The organism is Aliivibrio sifiae (assembly GCF_002954715.1).
GTDB classification, from domain to species: domain Bacteria; phylum Pseudomonadota; class Gammaproteobacteria; order Enterobacterales; family Vibrionaceae; genus Aliivibrio; species Aliivibrio sifiae.
The window spans coordinates 345942-368742 of the sequence record NZ_MSCP01000001.1 but is presented as its reverse complement, the minus strand read 5'-3'; the positions used below and the strand labels follow the sequence as shown (position 1 = coordinate 368742).

Here is a 22801-nt window from a genome sequence, read left to right as displayed (position 1 = left end):
AATAGAGTAAGAGCCTTGCTCTACATCTTTACCCATTTGAGCAACACCACTATCAGCTTGGTTATCTAATGATTCCATTTTATATGCAGCAGCAAGACCGAAGCCAGCAGGAAGAGAAGCTTCAAAACCTACTAGGTAAGCTTGATTATCTTGACCTGCAACACCATTAAAATCAGATCCAGCTTCAATAGCACCCATTAGCGTTACTTTTTCGAAGCTGTATTTTGCGTTTGCACTTGCAAATGCAGAGTCACGAGTAGCAGCGCCACCACCATTATCATTGTCATCACGACCAACAGAAGTTGCAAATGAAAAACCACCAAACTTAGGTGAATCATAACGAACTTGGTTTGATTGACGATCGTAGTGACCAGCAATACCACCCCAATCGAATACAGAGCCTAAACCAGGGTTAGAAAACGGCCAGTCAACTAATTCATATAATGGAGTTAAAACACGACCCACTCGAACATTACCCCAATCGCCAGAAGCACCAATAAAAGTATCACGGAAACCTAGCACACCACCAGAAACACCACCATGTGGCCAGTCTGTATTATCAACATAACCTGACTCAATTTGCATCGTAATTAAAACGTTTTCAAACATCTCTTTATGAGCACGGAAACCAATTCGAGATTCATTCTCTACAGCATAACCAGAGCTATCACTGTCGTTATCGGTAGTATTGTAGTTAACCATTGAGATCGCAGCAACACCATACACTTCAACATTAAAGTCAGAGTTAATACCTACTTCTTTTGCTGTTACACCAGCAGATGCTAAAGCAACTGCAGCACCTAGTAACGTTGTTTTAAAAAATTTGTTTTCCATGGAATAAAGCTCCTAAAAATGGATATAGCTGTGTTCATTATTTATTGACTTTAAGTTGGCCGCCGAAAGCAATAAATAACGCTCCTTAATTCACACAATTTTTAAATAAGAAAAGGAAAATTTAAAAATTGTAATTACCTTATATTTTTTCCTGCATACACTCAGTGCATCCATGAGATAAATACTAAACCGATCAAAAAAAACATAAAACAAAAACTTAATTTTCAATAAAAAAAATATGAGCGAGCGCAAACTTCTTTCGCGTTAGTGATTAAGATCAAATTAAATAGATCAATAATCATCAAAAAACATCTTTCATATCTAAAACAGAGAGTTATGGATATAAAAAAAGACTCAATGCGACAAATATCACACTATTTTATAAAAATAAAGAAATACATAAACCGATCCCAAGTAAACATCAATTATGTCTTTTCTGACTATTAGTAATAATAAACATGATTAGTTTCAGATATAAAAAAAGGAGCACTAAGCTCCTTTTTGTTTTAACCAATCTGCTTTTATTGCTAACTTAACAACGCTATCAACTGCTCTTCATTCATAATTTCAACACCAAGCTCTTCAGCTTTAACTAATTTAGAGCCTGCCGCTTCACCCGCAAAAAGAATATCGGTCTTTTTAGATACACTACCAGTTACCTTTGCACCTAGCTCTTGCAATGCTGCTTTCGCTTCATTACGTTTTAATTGATATAAGGTTCCAGTTAAAACGACAACTTTGCCCGCTAACGGTTGAGGAACAGATTCATCTAACGCTTTTATTTCAGGCCAATGAACACCTACCGCCTTAAGATCTTCAATTACAGCTTGATTATGAGGCTCAGCAAAGAAATGTAATACATGTTTAGCTACGATATCACCAACATCACTAACTTCTATTAGCTGATCAAAATTTGCCGCTTGAACTGCTTCTAATGTTGAAAAGTGCATTGCTAAATTTGCAGCAGTGGCCTCACCAACTTCACGTATTCCTAATGAATATAAGAATCTAGGCAATGTTGTTTCTTTGGATTTATTTAAGGCATCAACGACATTCTGAGCTGATTTTGGCCCCATTCGTTCTAATACCGTTATCACTCCTGCAGAAAGTTTAAATAAATCAGCCGGAGTTTCGACCATTTCTTTATCAACTAGTTGTTCGACTACTTTGTCACCTAAGCCATCAACATCAAGCGCTTTACGAGAAACAAAATGCTTTAATGCTTCTTTACGTTGAGCAGGACATACTAAACCTGCACCACAACGAGTCACGGCTTCACCTTCAATACGCTCTAATTGTGAGTCACACACAGGGCATGTTGTTGGATATATAATCGCCTTACTGTCTTCAGGACGGCGAGCCTCCACAACAGAAACGATTTGAGGGATCACATCCCCCGCACGACGAATTATCACCGTATCACCAATGTGAACACCTAGTCGTGCGATTTCATCAGCATTATGCAGTGTGGCATTGCTTACAGTAACCCCTCCGACAAATACAGGTTCAAGTTTAGCTACTGGCGTAATAGCACCAGTTCGACCTACTTGAAACTCTACATCGTTAAGTATTGTTAACTCTTCTTGTGCTGGAAACTTATAAGCAATAGCCCAGCGAGGTGCTCTAGCTACAAACCCTAGCTGTTCTTGAAGTTCAATATCATCAACTTTAATTACTACACCATCAATTTCATATTTCAGAGAATCACGGCGCTCAAGAATATCTTTATAATAGGCTTTTACTTCATCTAATGAACTGCATTGCTTAGTCTCCTCACACATAGGAAGACCCCAACGTTTAAGTTGAACAAAACGCTGGTAATGACTTGATTCTAATCCACCACCATCAATAACCCCAACGCTATAAGCATAAAAGCTTAGTGGACGAGTCGCTGTGATCTTCGAATCCAGTTGACGTAAGCTGCCTGCTGCTGCATTACGTGGATTAGCAAATGGTTTATCTCCTCGCTTTAATGCGCGTTCATTTAACGCATCAAAGCCAGCTTTTGGCATAAATACTTCACCACGAACTTCCAATCGTGTTGGCCAACCTTCTCCCTGAAGTGTTAATGGTATACAACGAATCGTTCTAACATTTTCTGTTATATTTTCGCCCGTTAAACCGTCACCACGAGTGCCCGCTTGAACTAATTTACCATTAACATACAAAAGGCTGACCGCGAGACCGTCCAATTTGGGTTCACAACAGAATAATGAAACAGACTTAGCAATGAGACGGTCATTGATTCTTTTCTCAAAAGCTTCTAGCTCTGTATCACTAAATGCATTATCTAAAGAGAGCATTGCTATCTCGTGCTTTACTTGAGTAAAACCATCTAGCGCTTCACCACCCACTCTCTGACTTGGTGAGTCAACAGTAACTAACTCTGGGTATTCAGCCTCAATAGAAAGCAATTGCTGCATCATGCGATCGTATTCTGCATCGGGAAGTTCAGGGCTATCTTCCACATAATAACGATACGCGTGGTAATTCAGCAGTTGTCTCAACTCGTCTAATGTATGTTCAGTACTCATGGTTCATCAACTTCTTGTTCTGTTGTACAAAAAATAAAAAAAAGGCTCACTAGGAGCCTTTCTCAATTAACTATAATAATAGACGATCTATTTACGGCAGAACACTTTTGCTCGTTGTTTATATTCATCTATTTTATTTGGAGTCAGCATATCTCGTTTTTCATCCAAAATATTACCACCTAACTCAGAACTCACTAACTGAGCCGTCTGTAGCATTAATTTAAAATTATGCTCTGCATCGCCGTAGCACGGCAGCGGTAAGAAGAAGGAAATTCCAGGAGTAGAGAATTCATCACCTTCAGGTACTTGGAAATGGCCAGGAGCTACCATATTCGCAGTACTAAATAAGACTTTACCACTACCAGATAGATCTGAGTGACGATGATAAATCCCCATATCGCCAAACACTAAACCATTTTGCTCCAAGCTATTAAATAACCGGTTACCATTAAAGCGCTCACTTCCCATTCCGTGGACATTAATAACAATAACATCCTCTTCTGGTTCTGGTTCTGGTTCTGGTTCTGGTTCTGGTTCTTCAATAATAGTAATAATCGGTTCAGGAGTAATGATAGGCTCTTCTATCTGTAATGGCTGCGGAGTTTCTTTTTGAGAAGCTACATTTTCATCAATCGCAGAAAATGACATTGTTGGTTCTTGCTTAACTTTAATATCATTTATCGGTGGTTGCTCAATAGAAGCCTCTACTGGCTTTTCTTGAATCTTTTCAATTGGCTCAGAAATGACACTCTCGTCATCAAAAAGAGGATCTTTAGAAAAAGCAGGCTCTTTCCTCTCTTTGGGAATAATTGTTTCTTCTTTTGCTTGATCAAAAGTACGCATAGGAGCAGGTTGCTCATCATCAATCTCTGAATCAAAATCTATGTCTACTTTTTTTCCAAATTTTGAGCTTGTTTCTTTTCGACTTGTCCATAAGCCATGAAACAATAACGCCGCAATGGCTAATGCCCCAACAAGTATCAACACTAATCGCAATTCTTGCATCGCTAACTCTCTGCTCTTCTGCTTTATTGAACTTCCTTAATTTGTAAAAATACAAAGGAAGTTTTCCTCAACTACTATGAAGGTAGTTTAACTGTAACCGTTAATCTACCACTACTTATTGGTAATGTACCAAATAATAGCCCTATTGTTGAATAACAAAATGAAAGTGGTGACATAAATCTTACATTTGAACAATTTACACCGCCTTTATTTACTCTAATGCCATTTCTTTGTGCGTATTTTTGAGTATAGTGAATGCATGATACACAAAATGTAAATATAGATTATGAGTTCATTAAAACAAACCCAATCAGGCATTCAATATTTTTTGAAAGGTATGTCACTGGCGATGACCCCTGGGATCCGTCGTTTCGTCTTTATCCCCCTATTAATTAATATCATTTTATTAGGAGGTTCATTTTTTTATTTATTTAATCAAATTGGTAGTTGGATTGAACATATTTTAGCTCAAATACCAAGTTGGTTAGATTGGCTCTCTTATTTGTTATGGCCGCTAATTGTCATCAGTATTCTGGCGGTATTCTCTTACTTTTTTAGTACATTAGCGAACTGGATTGCTGCACCATTTAATGGTCTTCTCGCAGAGCATCTAGAGGCGAAGTTAACGAATCAACCAGCACCAACTGGCGGTGTCATTGATGCATTAAAAGATTTACCACGGATCTTTAAACGTGAGTGGCAAAAACTAAAGTATTATCTTCCAAAAGCATTAGGGTTATTCATTCTATTTTTTATTCCTGCAATAGGTCAAAGTGTGGCTCCTATTTTATGGTTTCTATTTACCGCTTGGATGATGGCAATACAATATTGTGATTATCCGTTTGATAACCATAAAGTACCTTTTGAAACAATGAGAGACGAACTTAAAACCAAGCGTGGAAAATGCTTATCTTTTGGTTCATTAGTTACCTTATTTACAATGACTCCGATTTTAAACCTATTTGTTATGCCTATCGCAGTCTGTGGAGCAACTGCTATGTGGGTAGACGTCTATCGTGATACACATAAAAACGTTAATCCATAACTTATAACCTTTCGATCCTTTCTCATTTGAGAAACTCTTCGTATTCTAAGTAGGTCGAGTTACTCAAATGAGTCACCAAATATTTACTCCATATTGAATCACGGGCTACGTGAAATGAAGGAACAGATCATGACAAAGATTTACGAAGATAATTCTCAAACTATTGGTAACACCCCTCTTGTACGCCTAAACCGTGTAAGTAACGGCAACGTATTAGCAAAAGTAGAAGCTCGTAACCCAAGCTTCAGTGTTAAATGTCGTATTGGCGCAAACATGATCTGGGAAGCAGAAAAAGCAGGCACATTAAAAGAAGGCATTGAACTGGTAGAACCTACGTCTGGTAACACCGGAATTGCATTGGCTTTTGTTGCTGCTGCTCGTGGTTATAAGCTAACTCTAACTATGCCAGCATCAATGAGTCTTGAGCGTCGTAAGTTACTTAAAGCGCTTGGGGCAAATCTTGTATTGACTGAGGCACCAAAGGGCATGGGTGGCGCGATCGCAAAAGCTGAAGAGATTGTCGCGAGCGATCCGAGTAAATACCTATTGCTTCAGCAGTTCAATAACCCTGCAAACCCTGCAATTCATGAAAAAACAACTGGGCCTGAGATTTGGGAAGCAACAGAAGGTAATATTGATGTATTTGTTGCAGGTGTTGGTACTGGTGGCACACTAACAGGAACAAGTCGTTACCTAAAACATACTCAAAATAAAGCAGTTCTGTCTGTCGCTGTTGAGCCAGCTGAGTCTCCCGTAATTGCTCAAGCTCTTGCTGGGCAAGATTTAAAGCCTGCACCACATAAAATCCAAGGTATTGGTGCTGGTTTTATTCCAGGAAATCTAGATCTGACACTCATTGATCGCGTTGAAGCAGTTACTTCTGATGATGCAATTGCAATGACACGTCGCTTAATGGAAGAAGAAGGTATACTTGCTGGTATCTCTTCAGGTGCCGCAGTAGTTGCTGCTAACCGTATTGCTGAACTTCCAGAGTTTGCAGATAAACAAATTGTGGTTGTGTTGCCAAGTTCAGGCGAGCGCTACCTAAGTACCGCACTCTTTGCTGGTTTGTTTACGGAACAAGAAAACGAGCAATAAATCTGCAATATTAACGTGCTCAAATCAATTTTTCTTCCAAAAAAGCCCCTTATGGGGTTTTTTTGTTGATTTCATTTCACTCCTTAGTAATAATCTAGCCACTTTATTTTTAGGTGTAAAATAATTACAATCCAATATAATATATCAATATCGGACCACCTAAATATTACAAAATAAGACAGTATGTATAAATTACTGTCGTTAACTTATTTACATTCAGACGGATTGTTTCTGAAGCAATGATGTGCGAAAGTACTGTCATAAACAGAATTGGTTAACGACATTAATTCAACATAAAATATAAATCGGGGTATACACAATGTATTCACAAGACGTAGTAATCACTGCAGAAAACGGCCTTCACACACGTCCAGCGGCTCAGTTCGTTAAAGAAGCAAAAGGTTTTGATGCTAAAATCACTGTTACTTCTAACGGCAAAAGCGCAAGTGCTACTAGCCTTTTCAAACTACAAACTTTAGGTCTAACTAAAGGTACTAACGTAACTATCTCTGCTGAAGGCGCTCAAGAGAAAGAAGCAGTAGACCACCTAGTTAAACTAATGGATGAGCTGCATTAATCAGCTTTTTCTTTAATTATTCTCATTCTCTAATTTGATCAATGTTAAGGTAAAGCTATGATTTCTGGCATTCTAGCATCTCCGGGTATTGCTTTTGGTAAAGCACTACTACTTCAGGAAGATGAAATTGTCCTAAACAAAACTCCAATCTCTGAATCTCAAGTAGAAGCAGAAGTTAAATGTTTCTTTGACGCTAGAGCTAAGTCTTCTGAGCAATTAGAAGCGGTTAAAGCGAAAGCGCTAGCAACATTTGGCGAAGAAAAAGAAGCTATTTTTGAGGGGCATATTATGCTTCTTGAAGATGAAGAGCTAGAAGAAGAAATCTTAGCCCTTATCAAAGATGATAAGCTTGCGGCTGATTTTGCAATTTATTCTGTAATTGAAGAACAAGCTTGTGCACTTGAATCTTTAGATGATGATTATCTAAAAGAGCGAGCTACAGATATCCGTGATATCGGTAGCCGCTTTGTTAAGAATGCATTAGGTATCAACATTGTTTCACTTAGTGATATCAATGAAGAAGTAATCCTAGTTGCTAACGATTTAACGCCTTCTGAAACAGCACAAATCAACCTAGACTACGTTCTTGGTTTTGCTTGTGACATCGGCGGTCGTACATCTCATACATCTATCATGGCGCGTTCTCTTGAGCTTCCTGCTATCGTTGGTACTAACGATATCACTAAGCAAGTGAAAAATGGCGACATGTTAATTCTTGATGCTGTTAACAATAAGATTGTTATCAACCCATCAGAAGCTGAGCTAGCAGAATCTAAAAATATCCGTGACACTTTAGTCGCAGAAAAAGAAGAACTAGCAAAACTAAAAGACTTACCAGCTATCACTCTTGATGGCCACCAAGTTGAAGTTTGCGGTAACATCGGTACAGTTAAAGACTGTGGCGGTATTATCCGTAACGGCGGCGAAGGTGTTGGTCTGTATCGTACAGAATTCCTATTCATGGATCGTGACGCACTTCCTACTGAAGAAGAGCAATATGTTGCTTATAAAGAAGTAGCTGAAGCGATGCATGGTGAGCCAGTGATTATCCGTACTATGGATATCGGTGGTGATAAAGATCTACCATATATGGATCTTCCTGAAGAGATGAACCCATTCTTAGGATGGCGTGCAATCCGTATCAGTTTAGACCGTCGTGAAATTCTACGTGATCAATTACGTGGTATTTTACGTGCATCTGCACACGGAAAACTACGTATCATGTTCCCTATGATCATTTCTGTCGAAGAAATCCGTGAGCTGAAAAATGCAATCGAAGAATACAAAGTAGAACTTCGAGCTGAAGGCCTAGCGTTTGACGAAAGCATCGAAATCGGTGTAATGGTTGAAACGCCTGCTGCCGCTGCAATTGCACATCACTTAGCGAAAGAAGTTAGCTTCTTCTCTATCGGTACTAACGATTTAACACAATATACTCTTGCTGTTGACCGTGGTAACGAAATGATTTCTCACCTATACAACCCACTATCTCCAGCGGTTCTGCTTGTTATCAAGCAAGTAATCGATGCTTCTCACAAAGAAGGTAAATGGACAGGTATGTGTGGCGAGTTAGCCGGTGATGAACGTGCAAGCTTACTTCTTCTAGGTATGGGCTTAGACGAATTCAGCATGAGTGGTATTTCTATCCCTCTTGTTAAGAAAATCGTCCGTAACTCAAACTTTGCAGCAGTAAAAGCAATGGCAGATGAAGCACTTCAAATGCCAACAGCAGCAGAAATTGAAGCACACGTTGAAAAATTTATCGCAGAAAATACTAAGTAATAGTATAGTTGCAAAGAATTAAATATAGCCACTAAGTTTTAGTGGCTATTTAATATAAACTTTAGGGAGCTACACAATGGGTCTGTTTGACAAAATTAAAAGCGCATTTTCTTCTGAAAGCGCTGACGCTGGTGCTATCGACATCATCGCACCTCTTTCTGGTGAAATTGTAAACATCGAAGATGTGCCAGACGTAGTATTCGCTGAAAAAATCGTTGGTGACGGTATTGCTATCAAACCAGCTGGCAACAAAATGGTTGCTCCAGTTAACGGTACAATCGGTAAAATCTTCGAAACTAACCACGCTTTCTCTATCGAGTCTAACGATGGCATCGAGCTTTTCGTTCACTTCGGTATCGACACAGTTGAACTTAAAGGTCAAGGCTTTACTCGTATCGCTGAAGAAGGCCAAGAAGTTAAAGCTGGTGACACAGTAATCGAATTTGATCTTGCGTACCTAGAAGAGCACGCTAAATCAACTCTAACTCCTGTTGTTATCTCTAACATGGACGAAATCAAAGAGCTTACTAAGCTTTCTGGTGCTGTTACTGTTGGTGAGTCTCCAGTTCTTAAAGTAACTAAATAATCTTTTTAAAAGATTAAGCTAGTTAATTAAAGACAATAAAAAAGGCCGTAGTTATCTTATTTAATAAGTAACTGCGGCCTTTTTGTATCTGCTTTATCGTAATCAAATAAATCTAAATAAGATAAATGCCAAAACTGCCACTTACCTTATATTATCAGTATTATTTCACTTTTAGTTCAGCAAACATCTCTTCTGATGGAGCAAAGAAATACCCCCCCGTCACGGCATCCGTAAATCGTAATAATTGATCTGTTTTACCATCAACTTCACCATACATACTATCCAACATCACTTGGAAGTTATGTACAGAGTGACAATAAGCAATAAACAATAAACCATGGTCACCAGAAACCGAACCATACGGCAAGCTGTGACGCAGAATCTTAACGCCCTTGCCATCTTCTTTAATATCTACACGACCTACGTGAGAAGCCGCAGGAACGTCTTCTAGCTCGATTGAATCAGGCTTAGTACGACCTATTACTTTTTCTTGAGCTGAAACAGATAAGCGATTCCATGCTGGGATCTTATGCACGAAACGTTGACACATCATGTAGCTACCGCCCGCAAATTCCCCCTCTTTAATTAAGGCAACCTCAGCACGAGCTTCATTTTTTGGATTTTCAGTGCCATCAACGAAATCAGTCATGTCACGAGAATCTAAAAAACGGTATCCAGAAGTCTCTTCTTTAATTTCTACATGCTCAGAAATTACATTCATCAATTTACGTAGAATATAAAAATGTAAATCATGACGGTTAGAATGAAGATGGATGAGTACGTCGCCGTGCGTTGCTGGAGCAATAATCTCGCCTTTACCTAATTGCTTAAACTTAGCCAACTCCGAAGGCATTGATACTGATAGGGTTGACCAGAATTCAGAACCAAAAGAAACCGCGCTGCTTAAATTTGCATCTGGCTGATTTTCATTTAATTCAATGATCAAAGCAGGAAGCGCTTGTAACTGTTCTAATACAAGCTGAGGATTACTTTTGATATTTAGAGTTACGTATAATGCAAATCGATCTGGTTCTGGCAGTAATGCCGTTTGAGGGGTGTAAGACATGAACTCAGTTCCTTTCTATTTTGAATTAACTGAGTCCATTATATGTAATAAATCATGGGATTGTTTGATAATTAATAAGAGTTTATGAAGAAATCACTTCTACTGATAATTTTACTGTTTCTTTTGCCGAAGAATCAGAAACCATATAAGACTCTTGATTGTTTAACTTAGTAATAATCGTCGGAGCACAAAGAGTACGTACATTACCATTTCCCTCTTCTGTTACTCGAAAAGCAATCTCTACATTTTCCGCGTTGATATTTTTTATTTCAGCCCATGCTTTCACTTGTGACTGTTGATCTATGGAATTAAATACAAGAGTCTCTTCCCCTAGCACTAATGATGCAGAAGAATTACTAATACGTTGTAAATCAGGACGGTTAATCTCTAATCCTAAGTCCAATTGCCAATCAGCCATTGCTAACGGGCTTAATAAAGCGCTAAATAAAAGCGCTCCAGCTGATAAATCCATCGTCTTCACCTCTACGTCAGACTAAAACATATCTTTACTCTTTTGCTACGAAGTAAAAAAATTAAAAACCAGCTAAGAAGTAAAATAATCACAGCACTTCCCAACTGAAACTCTCCACGACTCACCACTACTGATTCAATTAGCATGGCGAGATCAATAAGAACCATAATAATGGTTAGCCATCGACCTTGCTTCCAAAGGGTGAGCATAAAAGGTCTTGTTGGCTTTTTAAAACTACTTAACCACATAAAAAATACAATGGGTAAGCTTAAATACAAACTCGTGTAAAGATGCGTATGATTAGGGTAAAACAATGCCAGTAAATCTGTACCTTGTTCACGACTCGCTCCTGCCATTATAAAAACAACAACAGAACGAATTAAAATAGCCCAACCAAACCATAACCATACAGGTGGTTTTAACCAACCATGTTCATCATATGCATCAAATGAATAGTGCATTTTCTACCTTAAAAATAAACTAACAATTTTCTCAGTAGACTTGTTCAGCTTACTGAAATAATTAAAAATAACGATTGGATAAAATAAAAACTTTGAGCTGAAGACAGTTCAAAGATCAAAAGCAATGCTGCCGTCACACTTTGTATCAGTTACTGTTTAAATATACACAAAGATACTCTCAAATATTAAAAATAAAGAATAATTATGACAAACAACAAAAAAACAAAAGAGACCGCGTCAGTTGAAACTCAACAAGAAGCGATGAAGATAGCTAAAGCTACACAAAAACCAGCGCAAACAAAAGAACAAACTAAATTGATTGCCCAAGGAATTGAAAAGGGAATTACTTTATATAAAAAGCAGCAGAAAGAAAAAGCTAGGGAAGCAGATAAACTAAAGAAAAAAACACTACGCCAAAAACAGAATGATGAAACGGTTTCAGACATTGAAACAAAACAGGCTCAGCAAGACCAAATAAATTCAGAATCGAACAAAACATTACCATGGATATTACTTGCTCTAAGCTGGGCTGGCTTTATTTATTATTCAGTACTCGGTTTTTAAATAAAAAAAGAGATGAAGCTCAATCTCTTCATCTCTTTCTTATTATCGATATGACGCCTAACGTCTTACTCTTTGTCTGCTTTAAGTGATAACACCCAAATAGACAACACAGCAACCGCAGCAAAACCACCTAAAATGATGGATGGCATAGCGATATAGCCTAGTGTATGCCAAATAACTGATTCTAAAGTACTCATAGTAAGCTCCTTACCAACCTTCAACGCCAGACATGTCAGGCAGTTTATGAGCAATACCTTTATGACAATCTACACAGGTTTTATCACCTGATGCTAATGCCGTTGAGTGCTGTTTAGCACTACGAGGACCTTGCTCTGAGAAATCCATGTAGTTAAATTCATGGCAGTTACGACACTCTTGGGAGTTATTCTCTTTCATTCGGTGCCATTCTCGCTCTGCTAGATGACCACGACGCTCTTTGAATTTCTCTTCAGTATCAATCGTTTTAGTTACGTAATGCGCAAACAATTCTTTTGATGCTTGAACTTTACGTACGATTTTATCTGTCCAGTTATGAGGGACGTGACAATCAGAACAGATAGCACGAACACCAGAACGGTTTGAGTAGTGAATCGTTTCTTGGATCTCTTTAACTATTGGGGCGTGACAGCCAGAACAGAATTCTTCTGTATTGGTTGCTTCCATACCCGTGTTAAATGCGCCCCAGAAAAGTAACCCACCCATAAAACCCATAAATAGGACGATGCCTACTGCCGCTTTACTTGGAGATGAAAAACGCTTCCAAAATGCTTTTAATAATTTCATGTATAGCCTCTCTTAACGGTATTGGCTATCAACTAGCGCAATGAGTCCACACGTTCAAATTCATTCTCAACTAACGGTTTAGCATCAGCTTGAGGGACATGACATTGTAGACAGAAATAACGACGAGGTGATACATCTGAAAGTACAGCATCTTCACGATTCACATAGTGCGTTACACTGATCTTCGTTGCGCCCATTTCTTTTGCGTTTTTCCAGCTGTGACATGATAGACATTTATTCGCGTTCAATGATACTTCATAGTTACGAATTGTATGTGGTACCAATGGTGGCTGATAAACATAATCACTTTCTAATGCGTGATCACGAGGAAAACGTTTAAAATCATCCGCAGGACGAGTTGCTTCTAGCTCTGATGCTCCACGTAATGATTCTACACCACCAATACCACCAGGGTTATTTAATTCCGTGGTTGGTGATTCGGTAGTTTGTTCTGATTCTGCTTGTACTGCACCTGCAAACAGTAGTCCTGCTGACATAAGCGCTATAATGAATTTTTTCATTCTAATTTCTCCGCCTTAAGGCAAACTCTGTAACAAGTTACTAGCTAAAACAACTAGTAACTTATCAATGTATTAATTAAGCAACTTTAGTGATTTTCACTGGGCACTTTTTGTAATCCGTCTGTTTAGACAGCGGATCAGTTGCGTCCAGAATCAACTTGTTAATTAAGATGCGAGCATCAAAGAATGGTACAAATACCAATCCTTCAGGCGGACGGTTACGGCCACGAGTTTCAACACGTACTCTAACTTCACCACGTTTATTAGAAATTAATACTTCATCACCACGACGTAGATTACGTTTCTTCGCATCTGCAGGGTGGATATAACAAAGGGCATCTGGTACCGCTTTATAAAGCTCAGGAACACGACGGGTCATGGTTCCTGTGTGCCAATGCTCAAGAACACGACCTGTACATAACCACATATCAAACTCATCACCAGGTACTTCTGGTGGCGCTTCATAAGGTGCAGAGATAATTAAAGCTTTACCATCAGGCTTACCATAGAAGTCCCAATCAGAGCCTTTTTTAGCGTATGGATCTGAACCTTCTTTAAAGCGCCATAATGTTTCTTTACCATCAACAACAGGCCAACGTAGGCCACGTACTTGGTGGTAAGTATCGTATGGTGCTAAATCATGTCCATGACCACGACCAAAGCTAGCATATTCCTCAAACAAGCCTTTTTGAACATAAAAACCTTGTGCTTTAGCATCATCATTTAGTTCTTGAGCTTCTGATAATGGGAAAGCATCTACATGACCGTTTTTGTAAAGTACGTCATACATTGTTTTACCGCGGAATTCAGGTGCTTTAGCTAATAGCTCTTCGCCCCACACTTCTTCTACTGTGAAGCGTTTTGAGAATTCCATGATTTGCCATAAATCAGATTTAGCTTCACCTTTTGCTTGAACTTGTTGGTACCAAGCTTGAGTACGACGCTCAGCATTACCGTAAGCACCTTCTTTTTCTACCCACATTGCTGTAGGAAGTATTAGATCTGATGCTTGAGCTGTTGCTGTTGGGTATGGGTCAGAACATACAATGAAGTTTTCTGGATTACGGTAACCAGGTAAACGCTCAGTATTAATGTTTGGACCGGCTTGCATGTTGTTATTACACATTACCCAGTAAGCATTAATCTTACCGTCTTTAAGCATGCGATCTTGAACAACAGCGTGTGCGCCAGGTTTGCCGTTCAATGTGCCTTCCGGTAATTTCCAGATTTTTTCTGAAATTGCACGGTGCTTAGGATTAGCAACAACCATGTCAGCAGGTAGACGATGTGAGAATGTACCTACTTCACGAGCAGTACCACATGCTGAAGGCTGACCAGTCAATGAGAATGGACTGTTACCAGGTGTTGAAATCTTACCCGTTAACAAGTGAATGTTATAGACAAGGCTGTTCATCCAAACACCACGAGTGTGCTGGTTCATACCCATTGTCCATAAAGACATTACTTTCGTTTTTGGATCCGCGTATTGCTTAGCTAATGTGATCAGGTCTTCTTCTGATACACCTGACATTTCAGATGCTTTTTCTGCTGTGTATGGTGCAACTGATGCTTTATATTCCTCAAAACTGATTGAGCTCATCGCTCCAGAGTTAGGATTTTCCGCTTTCATTTGTAGCGGGTCAGTATCACGAAGACCATAACCGATGTCTGTCGTTGCTTGCTTGAAGTTCGTGTGTTTATTTACGAAATCCCAGTTTACTGCATCGTTTTGAATGATGTAGTTAGCGATGAAGTTAGCAATAGCAAGATCAGATTGAGGTTCAAAAATGTACCCTTTATCAGCTAACTCAAATGAGCGGTGGTAATAAGTAGATAACACATTAACTTTAACGTGTGGATTACTTAAACGACGATCAGAAATACGAGTCCATAGTACCGGATGCATTTCCGCCATGTTTGAGCCCCACAGAACAAAAGAGTCTGCGTGTTCAAAGTCATCGTAACAACCCATTGGTTCATCAATACCAAACGTACGCATAAACGCACCTACTGCAGAAGCCATGCAGTGGCGAGCATTTGGATCGATGTTATTTGAGCGGAAACCCGCTTTCATCAATTTAACGGCGGCGTAGCCTTCCATTACTGTCCACTGACCTGAACCAAACATACCAACACCTGTTGGACCGTGTTTTTTCAGAGCGGCTTTCCATTTCTCAGCCATGGTGTCAAAAGCTACGTCCCAAGAAACAGGAGTAAAGTCACCTTCTTTATCATATTGGCCATCAGTCATACGCAGCATTGGCGTTTGAAGGCGATCTTTTCCGTACATAATTTTAGAAAGGAAGTAACCTTTAATACAGTTAAGACCTTTGTTTACCGGCGCTTCAGGATCACCTTGAGTCGCAACAACGCGACCATCTTGGGTGCCTACAAGTACAGAACAACCAGTACCACAAAAACGACAAGGCGCTTTATCCCATTTAATTTTTGTTTGGTCAGAACTAACGATTAAATTAGTTGCTGATGCAGGTAAAGTAACCCCCGCAACAGCTGCAGCCGAAGCTGCTGCGTTTGCTTTAACAAACGCACGTCTTGTCATTTTCATGATTCATCCTCACATTGCGAATCAAAGTGCTCGATTTGGTGGAAAACTAAAGCGACATTTAGAATTCCTTCGAAGTCATTTATTTTATCGATTGAATCGGTGATATATCCTTGGTTCTCAGTTTCAAGAACAACAATTAACTTGCCCTCTTCACTTTCGCCATAGATTTCCGTATTCGGTAGTGCCAGTATTTTTTCTTTTGTCTGCTTTAAAAATTCAGGTTTAACATGAACCACTAAACTTGAAATATGAACTTCATTCTCAGGCAAATTCTCTAGCATTATTTTTGCTCTTCCAGTGTCATGCTGATAGCAGAGGTAGGGCAAGCGGCTACGCAGCCTCCACATCCATTACAAACATCTAAGTTAATTTGAGGCTGAGCAACGTTCCCCAGCACTAATTGAAAGCGAATGGCCTGTGTTTCACACATATCGCTACAACTACGACATTCAACCGATTGTTTTGCTAAGCAGCCTTCATTTATAGATATTTTATGAGAAAAAGCTGACACAATGGTTAAATCAAATAGATTATCAGGGCAAATATTGGCGCATTCTTCACAGAACGTGCACTCTCCCTTTGAAAAGTCGACAATAGGAAAACCACCATCGCCTTTAACAATTATTTCTTCTTCGCACGCCTTAATACACTTTTCACATTGAGTACATTGAGATACGAATTTGGCTTCGTTATCAACCCAAGGTAGTCGTTGTTGTATTAAAGGATGTATTTTTTCTTTATTAGAGAAACGACGAAAAAGACCACGTTTAGAATGGTCAATCGCATTATCTTGACTCATCTATTCATAACTCCAATTGTCTATTCACATTTTTATACGATGAATTTTAAATTTTGTTATATTTATTGATATACCCCATAATGGCTAAACAAGGGGTACACTTGTCCTAGATCAATTTTTAAAACAAATAAAAACAACAAAATAGAGATCATTTGCCTTTAACTAATCATAGGCCACAATTAACAAAGATGAAACATACCAAAACCTCAATTCTAACAAAAACAATTGCTCAAGTGATGTTGTGGATAGTTCTCATTTCCATAATTACAACTAGCTTGGCTTTAATTACCCTATCTTCTAGTTTAAAGGATGCTGAAGCAGTCAATATTGCAGGTTCATTACGTATGCAAAGTTATCGATTAGCTTATGATATTGAAAGCAATTCACCTGAAATAGTAAATCATTTAAATAAATTTTCAGACTCCATTGAATCCCCCTCTTTTCAAGCATTAGAGCAGTGGTTTGTTCCCGATGATATTGAGCTTTCTTATCAAGATATTCGTCTACAATGGCACTCTTTAAAGCCAGCATTACTTAGTGATAATAAGCAAATTTATCTAAATAAAGTCTCTTTATTTGTAGATGAAATAGATCACTTTGTTTTCCGATTACAAGAGTTCTCAGAAAGAAAGTTACAACTTTTATCGTTTATCGGGGCTCTTGGATTATCGTTAATTGTGTTTTTAAGTATCTTTATTATCTTTTTTACTCAAAGACAAATCGTGACGCCATTGCACCGACTTGTACAAGCAAGTAAAGCTATGACAAACGGAAATTATTCTGTTCAAGTTGATTTAAGAAGCGACAATGAATTAGGCCAATTAAGTGATTCATTTAATCATATGGCAAAGCAAATCCATCTAAATTACAAAGAATTAGAAAATAGAGTAGAAGATAAAACTAAAAAATTAAGTCAAGCGAATCGTTCACTTACAACGCTTTATCACTGTTCGCAACAACTATCCGCATCTCAACTAGATGAGCAAACGTTTAAAAATATTCTTGATACCTTTGTACACATCGAAGGCATAACAAGTGCTCGTTTAATTGTTGAAGAAGAATCTGGTGGTGATTGGGAAATTACCAGTGGCGAAGCGAATGATTCCCCTTGGAGTTTGCAAGAACTTAGCATTGACGGAGAACAACTTGGTTACTTAATGTGGCAATTCTCTCTTCCTTGCCCTGATCAAAAACTGATCATTAATATTTCAAATATTCTTGCTCGTGGTGTTTTTTATAACCAAGCTCAAAAACAAACTCACCAACTTATATTGTTAGAAGAGCGCTCGGCCATTGCTCGTGAACTGCACGATTCTTTAGCTCAGTCTTTATCTTATTTAAAAATTCAAACTACATTACTAAAACGCCAACTTGCGAAGTGTGACTGCAAAAATACAGGTAATACATTAATAGAGTTAGATGAAGGACTTAAAAGTGCCTATACTCAATTGAGGGAGTTACTTAATACTTTTAGGCTAACCATCAATAAAGCTCACTTTGGAGAGGCCTTACAAGAAATTACAACGACACTGGCTGCGCAAACTAGTATAAATATTAGAGTAAATAATGAACTGCCTTCATTGCCAATAAATGCCCAACAGCATGTCCATTTATTGCAATTAATACGTGAAGCGACATTAAATGCCATCAAACACTCAAAAGCTGATAATATTATCATTACGTGTTTTCAAGAAAGTGAGCAAGGCTGCATTAACATTGAAGACGATGGAGTAGGATTTGATCCTACAGAAGAAAAGATTAATCATTATGGATTAAGAATAATGCAAGAACGCGCAAACTGTGTTCATGGCACTTTATCGATATCCTCTGAATTTGAACACGGTTGTACAGTGAACGTTATGTTTCCACTAAACCAATAAAAATAAAATAGAAGGTAAAAATTATGTGGAATGTTGTTATCGTTGATGATCACCCGTTAATGCGTCGTGGTATTGGCCAACTTCTCTCTTTTGATGACGAATTTGCACTAACAGGCGAAGCAAGTAACGGTACAGATGCGGTAGCTCTTATCTCTCAAGATGAGCCTGACTTAGTCTTACTTGATCTTAATATGAAAGGCATGTCGGGGCTTGATACATTACACGCACTACGAAGTGAAGGGGTAACATGCCCTATCGTAATTTTAACCGTTTCAGATAACAAACAAGACATCAAAACACTGGTTAAAGCCGGTGCTGATGGTTACTTATTAAAAGACAGCGAACCTGATGAGCTAATTGCCTTATTAAAAGAAGCAATGCGAGGCGGAAAAGCCTATTCTGAACAAGTTAAAATGTGTTTAGAGCAAGATCATAATGGTGACGATAAGTTATCAAGTCTAACAGCAAGAGAGCTAGAGATTTTACAGAACGTTGCTAAAGGTATGCGAAACAAACAAGTCGCTGATAAGTTATTTATCTCTGAAGCTACCGTTAAAGTACACATGAAAAGTTTATTGAAAAAACTAAATGTAAAGTCACGAGTTGCAGCAACGTTACTTTACTTGGATTCTTAATATGAAAAAATTGCTCACCGCAACCCTAAGCTTATTTTTATTAAGTGGCTGTATATCGACAACCCAGCCTCTAGATAACAATTCAAGTTCAGTCGCTCTTCATTATAATGACAATGGAAATAAACAGTGCTCTGAATTAGGAACTGTGACAGGTAGCGAGGGGCATTGGTATACCTTCTTTTTTATATCCAACAAAGAGTTAATGATCTCAGCGGTTAACGATATCAAAAACGAAGCTTATACTTTAGGTGCAAATACCGTTATTCTTCAAGATCCTATGGCATTTAATACATCAGTAACTTTACTTGGTACTGCCTATTCTTGCCCGTAATCGTGTCTTTATACCAATAAATAAAAATAAAAACGCCAACATATTTGTTGGCGTTTTTATTTAAATTTCATCATTGTTAGATTCTTAATGATACAACGTTGATGCGATTTCATCTTCTCGTGAACACACCCACTCAGGATCATAAGGTCCCCAATCAGACAGACGATAATACCCGTCATTATGACGACGTCCATCTTGAATGAACATCAATTCAATACCAATGCCAGGTAAGGCTTTCAATACATCTTGAATCGTACGACGAGGCCAGCCAGTTAATTCGACAAGCTTCGGCACATTTGGTCTTTCTAAATTATGCACCAATAACGCCAAATATAAGCGTCTGGCAAACACTGGATTCAACTCCATTGATACCTCCTGATTTAATAATAACAATTATTAATCATTCAATATTTATGATGTTGAGATTGATCAACTAATTACGAAAATAATCGCACAATTCCATCAAAAAACACATAAAAATGCATTTTTTGTAATTAATTTTCATAACTATCACTAATAAGCTAGACGACATTATCCAATATTAACGGTTCCTCCTCCTTTAACCGTTCCACCACATCCGACTTTATCCCCATTGCGAGCGGCAGGCTGACCATCAATAAAAACAGAACTTGAACCGCTTGAAATAAATCGGGGATGAGGTGGATGTTTTGGTTTCACATGAGGAGCTAAAGGATCCCCTTTTCTTGCCGCGGGAACACCGTCAACTTTAACTGTCGCTGAACCTGCCAATATTGGACTAGGATGAAAACCATCGTGCGCACTGCCTATATCTCCAACTTTTACCGCATTCCCCATCATGTACGTCCTTTATTAATTCTGATAACAAAGTGTATATTTTCCGTACAGACAAAAATAATGTGCTTAAGAAAAAGACGAGTCACTTCAAATAATAATCAATAGAATGATAAATAATGCTCAACACTGGCGTATTGGTTCAATTCTCGTTATAAAGGAGTTAATAATTAATAACATAATGAAGAAAGTCATGACTACAATTTACGGAATAAAAAACTGCGATACGATAAAGAAGTGTAAAAAATGGTTAGATGCAAATAAAATCAACTTTACTTACCATGACTATCGTACTGATGGTATTGATAAAGAGATGATTACTACTTTTGTTAAACAACTTGGCTGGGAAAATGTCGTAAATAAAAGAGGCACAACCTATCGCCAATTAACCGATGAACAAAAAAACAATCTAAATGAAGAGAGTGCAATTGAATTATTACTAGAAATGCCGGCAATGATTAAGCGCCCTGTATTAATTCATAATAATGAATATCATTTAGGGTTTAAACCTGCTCAATATGAAGCTCTATTTACCGTTTAAGATTCATAATTTAGATGACAAATTAAAGATAAAGTAAAGGAATACATCATGTCAGACACCCCAACGTTAGCTCTTGCAAAAGATTTATTAAGCCGTCAATCCGTTACCCCTGAAGATGCCGGTTGCCAAGAGCTTATGATAAAACGACTAGAAGCACTTGGTTTTACAATAGAAGTAATGGTATTTGAAGATACCACTAATTTTTGGGCTCGCCGTGGCACTGAAGCGCCTTTATTTACCTTTGCTGGCCATACCGATGTTGTACCAACAGGTTCATTAGAGCATTGGAATACAAATCCATTTGAACCAACAATCATTGATGGCATGTTATACGCTCGTGGTGCTGCAGATATGAAGGGGTCTTTGGCTTGTATGGTTGTTGCAGTTGAGCGCTTTATTGCCGAACACCCTAACCATAAAGGCTCGATTTCTTTTTTAATAACATCAGATGAAGAAGGTCCATTTATTAATGGAACAACACGTGTTGTTGATACGCTAAAAGATCGAAATGAAATCATCGATATGTGTATTGTAGGTGAACCATCAAGCACTGAATATGTTGGAGATGTAGTGAAAAATGGTCGCCGTGGCTCTCTTACTGGAAACTTAACAGTAAAAGGGATCCAAGGTCATGTTGCTTATCCACATATAGCTCGCAACCCTATCCATCAAGCAATGCCTGCGTTAACTGAACTAGCAGTAACAGAATGGGATTCTGGTAATAATTACTTTCCACCAACCAGTTTTCAAATTCCCAATATCAACGGCGGTACTGGCGCTTCTAACGTAATACCTGGTGATGTAGAAGCCATGTTTAACTTTCGTTTTAGTACAGAATCTACAGTTGAAGGGCTACAACAACGAGTTATTGATACCTTAAATAAACACGATTTAGAATATGATCTAAATTGGATTATCAATGGCCTTCCATTCTTAACCGATACTGGTGATCTTTTAACAGCTGTTGTTGATGCAGTAGATACTGTTAACCAGCAAAAACCTCAACTATTAACCACTGGTGGTACTTCTGATGGGCGTTTTATTGCTCAAATGGGGTCTCAAGTAATAGAGCTTGGTCCTGTTAACGCTACGATTCACAAAGTGAACGAATGCGTTAAGGTTGATGATCTAGAAAAGCTAACTGATATGTATCAACAAGTGCTTAATAACCTATTTGCTTAATAGTTTTTGGGTATATGATGAGAGGGTTTCGATCCTCTCTTTTTTATGTGGTGAATTATGGAAAAAGCACAACTTACAGGTCTTTCAACTCAACACCTCTCTTTTGTGACACCTAATCGTCAACTTCATCGTCATTGCATCACTTCTTTTCATGCATTAACACAAGCGGCGCTTAGCTCTGGTTTCACTTTAAGTATTGCAAGTAGCTTCCGTGATTTTGAACGTCAATTGATGATTTGGAATAATAAGTTCAATGGGACCCGCCCTATTTTAGGCGAAGATGGACAGCCACTTAATACTGATAATATGAGTGAAATAGATAAGATCCACGCTATTATGCGTTGGTCTGCACTCCCTGGAGGAAGTCGTCACCACTGGGGAACAGACCTTGATGTTTATGCATCAAATAGCCTTCCTGAAAACACGACACTTCAATTAGAACCTTGGGAATATAATACAGGCCATCAAGCTCCCTTTAGCACATGGCTACAAGAAAATGCACATAAGCATGGTTTCTTTTTTCCTTATAAAGTAGACAGAAAAGGCGTAGCTATTGAACCTTGGCATTTAAGTCATAAAGATCAAAGTTCGTTATTTATGGCAGAATTAACGCCCGATGTACTTTTAAATGCATGGGAAAATGTCGAATTAGCGGGAAAAGAAACTATTATTAAACACATTGATACGCTATTTGTTCGCTACATTACTAATATTAATAAGGAATAA

Annotated in this window: 26 protein-coding genes; 12 read left to right on the top strand and 14 right to left on the bottom strand. The window is 38.3% G+C overall.

Going from position 1 to position 22801, the window contains the following annotated elements; genetic code table 11:
- From BTO23_RS01625 to zipA, 3 genes are all read right to left on the bottom strand, one after another.
- Nucleotides 1–834: porin (locus tag BTO23_RS01625; RefSeq protein WP_146107787.1), on the bottom strand; the 834-nt coding region annotated here is incomplete at its 3' end.
- Nucleotides 835–1361: 527 nt separating this feature from the next.
- Complete coding sequence (gene ligA, locus BTO23_RS01620; RefSeq protein ID WP_061036578.1) at nucleotides 1362–3368, bottom strand: NAD-dependent DNA ligase LigA; 2007 nt, start codon at nucleotides 3366–3368, stop codon at nucleotides 1362–1364.
- 87 nt (nucleotides 3369–3455) lie between these two features.
- Nucleotides 3456–4373 (bottom strand): cell division protein ZipA, encoded by a 918-nt coding sequence (zipA, locus tag BTO23_RS01615; protein WP_105062858.1) that lies wholly within the window; start codon nucleotides 4371–4373, stop codon nucleotides 3456–3458.
- A 286-nt stretch (nucleotides 4374–4659) separates the two neighbouring features.
- On the opposite strand from zipA, the gene cysZ reads away from it, so the two are divergent.
- The 5 genes from cysZ to crr all read left to right on the top strand — a co-directional run bounded on the left by cysZ (nucleotide 4660) and on the right by crr (nucleotide 9461).
- Nucleotides 4660–5418 carry a sulfate transporter CysZ gene (cysZ, locus tag BTO23_RS01610; RefSeq protein WP_061036576.1) on the top strand — a complete coding sequence of 253 codons (759 nt, stop codon included), beginning with the start codon at nucleotides 4660–4662 and terminating at the stop codon, nucleotides 5416–5418.
- Between the two features lie 129 nt (nucleotides 5419–5547).
- Complete coding sequence (cysK, locus tag BTO23_RS01605; RefSeq protein ID WP_061003032.1) at nucleotides 5548–6516, top strand: cysteine synthase A; 969 nt, start codon at nucleotides 5548–5550, stop codon at nucleotides 6514–6516.
- 319 nt (nucleotides 6517–6835) lie between these two features.
- Nucleotides 6836–7093: a phosphocarrier protein Hpr gene (ptsH, locus tag BTO23_RS01600; protein WP_005420435.1), complete on the top strand. Its 258-nt coding sequence runs from the start codon at nucleotides 6836–6838 to the stop codon at nucleotides 7091–7093.
- 57 nt (nucleotides 7094–7150) lie between these two features.
- On the top strand, nucleotides 7151–8875 hold the full coding sequence (gene ptsI, locus BTO23_RS01595; RefSeq protein WP_105062857.1) for a phosphoenolpyruvate-protein phosphotransferase PtsI: 1725 nt from the start codon (nucleotides 7151–7153) through the stop codon (nucleotides 8873–8875).
- Between the two features lie 76 nt (nucleotides 8876–8951).
- Entirely contained in the window at nucleotides 8952–9461 is a 510-nt protein-coding gene (gene crr / locus BTO23_RS01590) for a PTS glucose transporter subunit IIA (protein WP_045102673.1), read from the top strand.
- Between the two features lie 160 nt (nucleotides 9462–9621).
- Here crr and BTO23_RS01585 read toward each other — a convergent pair whose 3' ends face one another.
- From BTO23_RS01585 to BTO23_RS01575, 3 genes are all read right to left on the bottom strand, one after another.
- A complete protein-coding gene (locus BTO23_RS01585) occupies nucleotides 9622–10527 on the bottom strand; it encodes a Dyp-type peroxidase (RefSeq protein ID WP_060991606.1) in 906 nt (301 codons plus the stop codon).
- Nucleotides 10528–10609: 82 nt separating this feature from the next.
- Nucleotides 10610–10999: a hypothetical protein gene (locus tag BTO23_RS01580; RefSeq protein WP_060991607.1), complete on the bottom strand. Its 390-nt coding sequence runs from the start codon at nucleotides 10997–10999 to the stop codon at nucleotides 10610–10612.
- 11 nt (nucleotides 11000–11010) lie between these two features.
- Nucleotides 11011–11460, bottom strand: a complete 450-nt coding sequence (locus tag BTO23_RS01575; protein WP_060991608.1) for a DUF2919 domain-containing protein — start codon at nucleotides 11458–11460, stop codon at nucleotides 11011–11013.
- A 204-nt stretch (nucleotides 11461–11664) separates the two neighbouring features.
- On the opposite strand from BTO23_RS01575, the gene BTO23_RS01570 reads away from it, so the two are divergent.
- The gene (locus BTO23_RS01570; protein WP_060991609.1) at nucleotides 11665–12024 is read left to right on the top strand and encodes a DUF2956 domain-containing protein; all 360 of its coding nucleotides are present in this window, start codon (nucleotides 11665–11667) and stop codon (nucleotides 12022–12024) included.
- A 65-nt stretch (nucleotides 12025–12089) separates the two neighbouring features.
- Here the strand turns inward: BTO23_RS01570 and BTO23_RS01565 are convergent, their stop codons facing one another.
- The 6 genes from BTO23_RS01565 to napF all read right to left on the bottom strand — a co-directional run bounded on the left by BTO23_RS01565 (nucleotide 12090) and on the right by napF (nucleotide 16693).
- Nucleotides 12090–12221 (bottom strand): TIGR02808 family protein, encoded by a 132-nt coding sequence (locus BTO23_RS01565; protein ID WP_081091591.1) that lies wholly within the window; start codon nucleotides 12219–12221, stop codon nucleotides 12090–12092.
- A 10-nt stretch (nucleotides 12222–12231) separates the two neighbouring features.
- Nucleotides 12232–12807, bottom strand: a complete 576-nt coding sequence (locus BTO23_RS01560; protein WP_060991610.1) for a NapC/NirT family cytochrome c — start codon at nucleotides 12805–12807, stop codon at nucleotides 12232–12234.
- 32 nt (nucleotides 12808–12839) lie between these two features.
- The gene (locus tag BTO23_RS01555) at nucleotides 12840–13328 is read right to left on the bottom strand and encodes a nitrate reductase cytochrome c-type subunit (protein ID WP_060991611.1); all 489 of its coding nucleotides are present in this window, start codon (nucleotides 13326–13328) and stop codon (nucleotides 12840–12842) included.
- A gap of 76 nt (nucleotides 13329–13404) precedes the next feature.
- Complete coding sequence (gene napA / locus BTO23_RS01550; protein ID WP_060991612.1) at nucleotides 13405–15894, bottom strand: periplasmic nitrate reductase subunit alpha; 2490 nt, start codon at nucleotides 15892–15894, stop codon at nucleotides 13405–13407.
- Complete coding sequence (locus BTO23_RS01545) at nucleotides 15891–16175, bottom strand: chaperone NapD (protein ID WP_060991613.1); 285 nt, start codon at nucleotides 16173–16175, stop codon at nucleotides 15891–15893. Before BTO23_RS01545 ends, napA begins: the two co-directional genes overlap by 4 nt.
- A complete protein-coding gene (napF, locus tag BTO23_RS01540; RefSeq protein WP_060991614.1) occupies nucleotides 16175–16693 on the bottom strand; it encodes a ferredoxin-type protein NapF in 519 nt (172 codons plus the stop codon). Before napF ends, BTO23_RS01545 begins: the two co-directional genes overlap by 1 nt.
- 188 nt (nucleotides 16694–16881) lie before the next feature.
- On the opposite strand from napF, the gene narQ reads away from it, so the two are divergent.
- Genes narQ through BTO23_RS01525 form a run of 3 tightly spaced genes read left to right on the top strand, consistent with a single transcriptional unit; the run spans nucleotide 16882 to nucleotide 19539 of the window.
- Nucleotides 16882–18573, top strand: coding sequence for a nitrate/nitrite two-component system sensor histidine kinase NarQ (gene narQ, locus BTO23_RS01535; RefSeq protein WP_061003036.1), 1692 nt, complete (start codon nucleotides 16882–16884; stop codon nucleotides 18571–18573).
- A gap of 23 nt (nucleotides 18574–18596) precedes the next feature.
- A complete protein-coding gene (locus BTO23_RS01530) occupies nucleotides 18597–19208 on the top strand; it encodes a response regulator (RefSeq protein WP_060991616.1) in 612 nt (203 codons plus the stop codon).
- A gap of 1 nt (nucleotide 19209) precedes the next feature.
- Nucleotides 19210–19539, top strand: a complete 330-nt coding sequence (locus BTO23_RS01525) for a DUF4156 domain-containing protein (RefSeq protein ID WP_060991617.1) — start codon at nucleotides 19210–19212, stop codon at nucleotides 19537–19539.
- A gap of 84 nt (nucleotides 19540–19623) precedes the next feature.
- On the opposite strand, the gene BTO23_RS01520 is transcribed toward BTO23_RS01525, so the two are convergent.
- Both BTO23_RS01520 and BTO23_RS01515 read right to left on the bottom strand, forming a co-directional pair.
- Nucleotides 19624–19905, bottom strand: a complete 282-nt coding sequence (locus BTO23_RS01520) for a winged helix-turn-helix domain-containing protein (RefSeq protein ID WP_060991618.1) — start codon at nucleotides 19903–19905, stop codon at nucleotides 19624–19626.
- Between the two features lie 165 nt (nucleotides 19906–20070).
- On the bottom strand, nucleotides 20071–20355 hold the full coding sequence (locus BTO23_RS01515) for a type VI secretion system PAAR protein (protein ID WP_105062856.1): 285 nt from the start codon (nucleotides 20353–20355) through the stop codon (nucleotides 20071–20073).
- 190 nt (nucleotides 20356–20545) lie between these two features.
- Here BTO23_RS01515 and BTO23_RS01510 point away from each other — a divergent pair, with 190 nt between their 5' ends.
- From BTO23_RS01510 to BTO23_RS01500, 3 genes are read left to right on the top strand one after another with little or no spacing between them, the layout of a single operon-like run.
- Nucleotides 20546–20893: an ArsC family reductase gene (locus tag BTO23_RS01510; RefSeq protein WP_060991843.1), complete on the top strand. Its 348-nt coding sequence runs from the start codon at nucleotides 20546–20548 to the stop codon at nucleotides 20891–20893.
- Between the two features lie 48 nt (nucleotides 20894–20941).
- Nucleotides 20942–22075 carry a succinyl-diaminopimelate desuccinylase gene (dapE, locus tag BTO23_RS01505; protein ID WP_105062854.1) on the top strand — a complete coding sequence of 378 codons (1134 nt, stop codon included), beginning with the start codon at nucleotides 20942–20944 and terminating at the stop codon, nucleotides 22073–22075.
- A 57-nt stretch (nucleotides 22076–22132) separates the two neighbouring features.
- A complete protein-coding gene (locus BTO23_RS01500) occupies nucleotides 22133–22801 on the top strand; it encodes a M15 family metallopeptidase (RefSeq protein WP_060991621.1) in 669 nt (222 codons plus the stop codon).